Genomic DNA, 7,669 nt, shown 5'->3' with positions numbered 1-7,669 from the left:
CTGGATAGAGCAATGCCCTTCTAAGGCATCGGTCAGAGGTTCGAATCCTCTAGGGCGTACCACCTTAGACTTTTATGTGCGGATGTGGTGAAATTGGTAGACACGCCAGACTTAGGATCTGGTGCCGAAAGGTGTGAAGGTTCAAGTCCTTTCATCCGCACCACCCTTAAATAGGGACTTTCAAAGCTTTTTCTTCATTTTTTAAGAATTCAAAAAAATCTTTTTTTACTACATTTTTACTACAAGCTCTATTATTAGCTCAAACTTTCCGTTGTATAATAATTTTGTTTTTTCAACAAACATTCGTTACAACCTCATTTCATGAAAAAAATCGTAACCATATGAAACGTTTTGATACGCTTTGATAGCCTATGAAAATTTATTAACATCCTTCATCATTTCAACTATGATTCCTCCGTTACGATTATTCAACGGGGTACCAAGTGTTCAATCACTCCCAAGTGATGGAAGCCTCTCGGCTTCCCGTTGAGTAATTCAATTGGGGCACTTGGTACCTGCTCCCTTACTCACAAATTCATCGTCATTGTTCAATAAATAGATAGGCGTATCATCAAGCGTCTGATGAAGTATATATTTTGTTTGTGGCTATCATAGTCTCTGCCCATAATACAGTACCCGAAATATAGAAAAAAGAGTAGAAATTGATGCGGTTGCGGCCGGCTCTCACAGGGAAACCAAAAGGGAGATCGATCACACGCGAAAAGTGGCGCTGTGGTAGATACTATGCTCTCTGCACCTTCTCATACCGACCTAAATCCAAGACTCTCACATAATGGACATGGAACAAACTGTACAGCACAACCGACAGTTGATGGTATGCTCTTGCCGAGCGTGAAAAAGGCGAAGAGGCTATTCGACGATCAATCGAAACGACGGAATTATAACGTACATACATTTAGTGGAATTTCAACTGCGGAGAAGTATGCCCAATTTTTTGGGAGCTTTGAAGCCCCTAACTACATCATCTCCTCCCTTCTCACTCTGGAATCTGACTAGATAATTTAAAGCATCGCCACAAATTTAGATCGATCATCTTCAGCCGGAATTTTACAAGGCTGGTATCTTTCAAATTGCTCACGATAAAGCTGTATGAATTTTTCCTCAAAGTCGAAATCAACGATATCATCGATGGATCTGTGTTGATTCTTTTGGTATATTTGTTGTATAGTAGAATTGAAGGTATATAGTAGTTTTTCTTGAGTTCTATCGCTATAGAAATAGACCAAATCAAGCAGCATATCATACAAAATATCCTTGCATTTCGTGAGGCTGTATTTCTTCATCAATTTCACAACTTTGGAGTTGTAATGATCAACGATATATTGTAGTTTTGAGGAAGAATCTTTATTTAACACATTGAATAATTCGTCCAATACAGCTTGTGTATTTTGTGTGTATTCTTGCGACCAATTTTTTGTTTCTTCCAAATCTTTGATTTTGACATTTTTTCCAATCAGTTTATTAGATGGTAAACTCTTGAGAAAATGCAACATTGCGTACTCTCGTGTCATATAGATAAGATCACAGTTCGGATCTATCCGCTTCATCATTTCGTCTGCTAATTTTCTCGCAGTATATTGGCAATCTTGTGAACGATTTGTATAAATAGAATCTATCAGATTAGCATGTTGAAATTTCACAATGCCTATTTGGGCTTCATTGAAAATTTCGAATAACTCAAAAATAAAGGATTTAAACTCCGATTCTCTATCTTTGAAATCCTTTTTGATTCTCTCATACTTTTTTTGATGCTTATCATAATTTTTGAATGGATCAAAATAGGCAAAATGGGGGACATACTGATTACCAGGATAAGCAAAAAAACGCTTTACAGTAAAAACTACTCCAAAATAACTATTGAGGCGATTTGCTTGATAAAAATGGGTAATCAGATTGAGAAAATTATTGTCTTTTCTGCGGAATTTCACATGATTGATTTCAAACAAGTAATGATGTTCAACAAAAATATCATGATCAAATTTAAAGGGGTAAAATATACCGATTTCTTGTAATGTTTTGCAACTACTTGTAACTCGTTGCATATACTCTAGTATATCACCGGTAAAGACCATCACATTGGGTGTAGAAGAGTTCTTTATCTCTTCTATAATATATTCGACCGAATTTCGATCTGATTTAGAAAAAATAAATTTATATGGATCATCAAATCGTTTTGTTTGTGCATTTTTTTTAGTATTGTATTTTTTAACCTCAAGTAGTAATTCAATAAGTGCTTTTCGTTGCTGCTCATGATTATTACCTTCGAAGATTTTCGATGCTTCTTTAATTTTTACGTTGTTATAAATGTATTCATGTACTTGTACATTGAAATTCTCAAAAGTATGTTTGGCGTGAACAGTATGCTCTAAGCTCCACTCAATAACATTATCGCTAGTTTTAACGATATAGCAATCGGATGGCTTAAGATCACTAATAGAAACCCTTCCACTTAATAACAATTCGGATAGCCTGTTTTGAAAGATTGCTAAATTATCAGTATCTGCTTGATAGTAGCAATAATTTTGTTTCGTTTTCAACCAATCTAAGATAACTGACTGCAAAAATATTTCCTTGTTTATGAATATTCTTCATCTTTAGCATGTTGCTCAATCACACGTTCCATCTCACGGACATAATCTTGGGAAAGTTCTTTAAGACTGAAAGCCAATCTAACGAAGCCTTCCTTTTCAACATCATTTGCTTTAGAAAGATATTGTTCAGCCAAATCACGCTCTGGTGCTCCTGTAGGATCAATCCAATGTACTCCACGATCATTGTGGAATCCCAGAATAAAGCCTTCACGCATCTCTTTAGCATCTTTAGCATTCAAGACATCAGCTATAGTTTTATCAATCCATAATCCAGAAGAATCTTCAGGAGCATAAATCAAAACATAACCTATTTTGGTCATCGCAATATCTAAATGCCCTGACTCCTCAGTAATTCGTTTGACTTCATTAATCCACTCCAAAAATTTAGAAGGATTGAAACTTCCATCTTTCTGTACACCTGGAACATATTTCCATTTAGACAAAAGGTCATAGGCATTTTTTGCAATAAGTTTCTCTGCTTCTGTGCTTTCTGGCAATGGTTCAGAGATTTTTGTTGAACGATAAATATGTTGAATAACATCAGAAAAGAATTCAGGATGATTCGCTAATCTTTCTTGCAAAATTTTTGGTGTAGCACCATGGTAACCATCCAATAAAGGTAAAAAGTTCCATTCTATATAAAATAATTCATCCTCAATTCCTTCAGAATTATCTTGTAGCTTTGTGATGATTTTTGTAAGATAATATGTATCAAGCTGAGCAAAATTATCTGATTTCAATAATGACTTCACAACATTAATCGCTAATTCTTTATCTAAAATAGCTTGATGATCTATCATGAAATCTAAACAAAACAAGGCATCATGAAAACGTGAGTATTTAATCAGATACTCGATTGCATAAGCTATGTCTTGTTCTGTATCCCATGGGTTAACACGTGCTTCTTTCCAATAATAAACTTCACTCTCAGGTAAATATTTTTGTACCAATAACCATGTATGCATTGTGAATGGTAGGCATGTCATAAATCTTGCTATCGACTCTTGTCGCCATCCTGTAAAATCTAAATTATCAACCTTTTTCTGCCCATCTTTATAAAACTTTCCAAATACAAAACCGCGTGCAGTATCTATAAGCGCTTTATTGGTTGCACTAAGTAAATTATCTAAATCAATCATCTCTACAGTTGATGATAATGCCCAACCAACATCAAATGGAGACTCTACTGTTTCTGCAAACGCCAAAATATCTTCTAGTGCACCCAAGGCATATATTTCCGAAATTGCTTCGGCACGCTTTTGAATTAATAATTTTTGTTGAACTTCATAACTTTCATTTGAATACATTTCATGATCTTTACCATTAAAGAGTTCACGATAACGTATTAATGGGTCAGTAGGTACGAATTTTCTGGAAACACATTCAATTTTCTCAATTCGATCTGATGACATAGCCCATTCTGTATTAGCATAAAAACTGTGTCTTTTTACCAGTTCAGATAATTTTTGCCATAAAAAGTATTGTTCATCATGTGTTAATTCATCTAATATTATTGAATTCAAAACTTCAATAAAATCATCAAATGCTTCTGCCGGCAGATGATCCATTTGACTTGCCAGCTCTAATTTTCTAGAAAAAGAATCATTGGACATGTCAACAAGTAATTTAGAATAAATTTTAACTTGTTCCCAATATTCCGTATAAGTTACCGTTCCAAATTCTTCAGGAACGACATAACGCCAATGAAACTTATGTGATCCGCTGGTAATCTGATGGCGATTTGGCAAAAGAGATAGTAATAGTTTCCAACCTATTTCAGGTATTTCTTTTACTAAAGCTTTGATTGCGATCGTTTTTTTCTCTCTACTAGCAAAAGTTTGTGGACGCCATGGCAAAAAAATCGTCATTAACGAATTCAAGGGACGGTTCGCCCATTTACCCCCAGGATCAATAGCGGCAAGTTCACCTAACAATAAAACACTTTGCGCTAAATGATTTTCTTCCCACGAGAGCCCCTCTAGTGACCACCATAGGCCCGTTAAATAATTTTCACCAGTAATACCATCCCCTTCTTGAGAAAACAATTGTTTAAAAGGTGAAGATTCCACCATTCCCTCTTCAACAGCTTCCAAAAAGCTTTCAGGTGAAGCTTCTGCCAACAAAGTCAAATAAGGGTTTAATGTTGCCCATTTTTTCCAATCATGAGTTCCAAGAATTTTTCTTACAGAAAGAACAAGAGTTCTTTCAATTTTAAACCGAGAGCATCGATGGAATATTGAATTCTTTGCACCGAGAAAAGCTAGTGTTTCTACGATACCTTTTCGTAACAAATCCGAATGAAGCATTGTTCTTCCATAAATGCGTGCACTAAATCTTTCATCAGGTGGTAAATCAAATTTTGGATCTATTTCATTCAAAACTGCCTTAACACATTGTTGAAAACGGTCAATATGTTCATCATAAATTGATCCATTAAGTTGCTCTAATAATACAAATCTATTTTGAACACTCCAATGATTGTTCTTTAGCTTCAATGTGCTATTTGCAATATCAAGAAGCTCCCTTATTTTCAAGATCCAAGTATTGTAGCTTTCATTCGACATTAATTCGATAATGTGTCGATCATGTTCATTGGCTTCATTCCATTGTCCGATCAATAAGACAGTCAAAAACTCTGCTTGATTAAGAGATGTTGGAAGATGCACTTCAGACGACATTACAAAGGGATTTCTTATCTCTACTGATTCTTTTAAAAGTGACAAAATTTCATTTGGAAAATCAGTTTTTGTAAGCGTTCCTGCATTTTGATTTGCATATTGTATTTCTTTTGAAACAAGTGACCAAAAGATGTTAGATTGTCCCATTGTTTGTTGGTTGATCAAGGAATGCAATAGGGATCTATGAACACCATATTTTACATCTAGGTCATACCCCAAAAGATGAAAATTTCGTAAAAAGTGCCAAAGTTCTTCATCTGACAAAGAAGAATCATCTTTTGCTTTCTGAAGTTGAGTCCGAAAGGCTTGTAGTTTGTTTCGCTTTTGCTGATTACTAAAATTAGCAGTATTGACGTTTTTTATGAACTCTTCCGCTGTCTCCATTTCTCGTGCCCACTCAAGAAGAGTACGTGTATTTTCTATGTCTGTGGTACTTAATGGACCGGTAATTAACGCAATTGCATCTACACCTCTGAGAAAATCTGATCGATTAAAATCACTCCAAGCGGCATTTATGACATCTGCAAATGTACTATTATCTTCCGAAATTGTTATTGAACGCTTCACTTGAATTAAGAGCTTGGCCTTTTTTTGACCTATCGTATCATGTGCATAAACAACAAAGTCATCTGTTTCAAAGCCTGCATGCTTTGCTTGAAATTTGATTTTAATAATTGGCCAATTGGGCAAACAAGGTGAGAAACCATCTGTAAGCATTAACACAGCAAATGCAGTTTGTACATTATTTTCAAAAAATGCACCACCTGAACCTGTTGAATACGGATTGCTTTGCTGTTTGACTTTTGCCATAATTTTAATTTTCAAACGCCTCTTTTTAAATCGTCTGCATCAATCGATCGGTTTCGGTACGGCTTTTGGCCACATCAGCACAATCAGATTGATTCGATTATAGCCGATTCTCACTTAGGTAACGTTAGACAATATGATAAGACGTTATTAAAATATCTATTACAAAAATTTCCTCTTTTTTAAAAACTGCCTCAAAAGCTCGTGTCTCAGGGCTTTAATCAATAGAATTGGCAGCTTTTTAGTGTTTTTTTACTCTGCAATGACATGTAAACTTTTGCAATCGATCGAAAAAAAATGAACAAAAAAGCTTTTTTGAAAAAAAGGAAAAATATGTCCGAAAAAGAACTTGTGGAGATGATGTACGACAAACATCGAAAATGGGTTTTATCTATGGACGAAGCGGCTGTCGAGTGGGGAAGCAGTTATTCATTTGTAAGTAAATTGTTTACTAAGAATAGTCCCTTCTCGGAAAAGATGATTTTAGACCAACAAATCATACCTCCGTGGATCACTTATGGAGGTAGACGCATGTGGAAACTAACTGACATAGCTAAATGGCTGGTTAATACTGAACCAACGAAAGGAAAAAAACAATGACATTAGACATTGCAAAACATCTCAAATTATCAAACGAAGAGTTGAAACAGACGTGTCTATTTTACGCAAGGTGTCAAATAGTTGACCAGATTGAAATCATGGAGAGACATGGAAGATTGATTCACAAGCTTCGTTCAACCAACGTGGATGAATTATCATTGCCAGAACTTTCTTTCATTGCGATGACAAAATCGATTCGATCGTTAATGAACGATCGCAATTCGTTACGTCGAAAAAGCTATGGAGAGATGGATATAGAAGAGATTGAGAAACTCTCCGAAATGAAAATTCGACGCTTCTTCGATAATAATACGGACCAAGAAACAGTCCGATCAAAACTCATTCAAAAGTGGCCATTAGTGGTGTCTTTGCGCACAGCTCCAATCAAAAAAGGCAACAAACCGTTGTCTTTTAAAAAACTAGCTTTGATTGTAAAAAAAGAGCTGCATTTAGAGCAGTTAGCACCGTCAACAATTTTCAAACTATGGCATGAACTTGAGGCAAAAAATTCAAAAAAGGATGAGCAATGAACTTCGCAAAAATACTATGGAGACTTCAATCTCCTGTTTTCTATTGTTACGCGATACCATTGGATGAAAAAGGGCGATTACTGTTGTATTTGGTAGTATTGGAAGACGCAAAAGGGAATAATTTTCTTTTATATGAGTGGCTGGAGGTTGATGGAAAATTTCGAACAAATACTCTGGCTCAACTTTATAAAATAAAAGCCGGTTTTGAAAAATATTCTCGTGGTCATATGACAAAAGAGTATGCCCATGATTATTTTCACTCAAGTGAAAAATCTGAATTTGAAGATACAGCAGATAAAAAGAACAAAACCTATAAAAGTCTTCAAAGCAATTTCCCTGGTATGGATAAACCTGTCTATATAAAAGAGCTTGATATTGCTGGAATAATCATGGGATGGGATCAAGCGTTAAAAGGGAGATCAACTATATACTTAATGGACTC

Annotated in this window: 6 protein-coding genes and 1 tRNA gene; 5 read left to right on the top strand and 2 right to left on the bottom strand. The window is 35.2% G+C overall.

Features of this window, described 5'->3' with window-relative positions:
* Positions 1 to 78: 78 nt before the first annotated feature.
* Both PHC76_RS14565 and PHC76_RS14560 read left to right on the top strand, forming a co-directional pair.
* Positions 79 to 163 (top strand) — tRNA-Leu (locus PHC76_RS14565).
* A gap of 569 nt (positions 164 to 732) precedes the next feature.
* On the top strand, positions 733 to 1,017 hold the full coding sequence (locus PHC76_RS14560; RefSeq protein WP_300210656.1) for a hypothetical protein: 285 nt from the start codon (positions 733 to 735) through the stop codon (positions 1,015 to 1,017).
* A 5-nt stretch (positions 1,018 to 1,022) separates the two neighbouring features.
* Here the strand turns inward: PHC76_RS14560 and PHC76_RS14555 are convergent, their stop codons facing one another.
* Positions 1,023 to 2,582: a hypothetical protein gene (locus PHC76_RS14555; protein WP_300210654.1), complete on the bottom strand. Its 1,560-nt coding sequence runs from the start codon at positions 2,580 to 2,582 to the stop codon at positions 1,023 to 1,025.
* A gap of 14 nt (positions 2,583 to 2,596) precedes the next feature.
* A complete protein-coding gene (locus PHC76_RS14550; RefSeq protein ID WP_300210652.1) occupies positions 2,597 to 6,100 on the bottom strand; it encodes a hypothetical protein in 3,504 nt (1,167 codons plus the stop codon).
* 330 nt (positions 6,101 to 6,430) lie between these two features.
* On the opposite strand from PHC76_RS14550, the gene PHC76_RS14545 reads away from it, so the two are divergent.
* From PHC76_RS14545 to PHC76_RS14535, 3 genes are all read left to right on the top strand, one after another.
* Positions 6,431 to 6,697, top strand: coding sequence for a hypothetical protein (locus tag PHC76_RS14545; RefSeq protein ID WP_300210650.1), 267 nt, complete (start codon positions 6,431 to 6,433; stop codon positions 6,695 to 6,697).
* Positions 6,694 to 7,227 (top strand): hypothetical protein, encoded by a 534-nt coding sequence (locus tag PHC76_RS14540; protein ID WP_300210648.1) that lies wholly within the window; start codon positions 6,694 to 6,696, stop codon positions 7,225 to 7,227. Before PHC76_RS14545 ends, PHC76_RS14540 begins: the two co-directional genes overlap by 4 nt.
* Positions 7,224 to 7,669: hypothetical protein (locus PHC76_RS14535; protein ID WP_300210646.1), on the top strand; the 446-nt coding region annotated here is incomplete at its 3' end. The genes PHC76_RS14540 and PHC76_RS14535, both read left to right, overlap by 4 nt.

Origin of the sequence: Sulfuricurvum sp. (assembly GCF_028710345.1) — a bacterium.
In the GTDB taxonomy this organism is placed as follows: Bacteria; Campylobacterota; Campylobacteria; order Campylobacterales; family Sulfurimonadaceae; genus Sulfuricurvum.
Note: the sequence above shows the minus strand (reverse complement) of the source record. Positions and strands in the feature narration are given on the sequence as shown.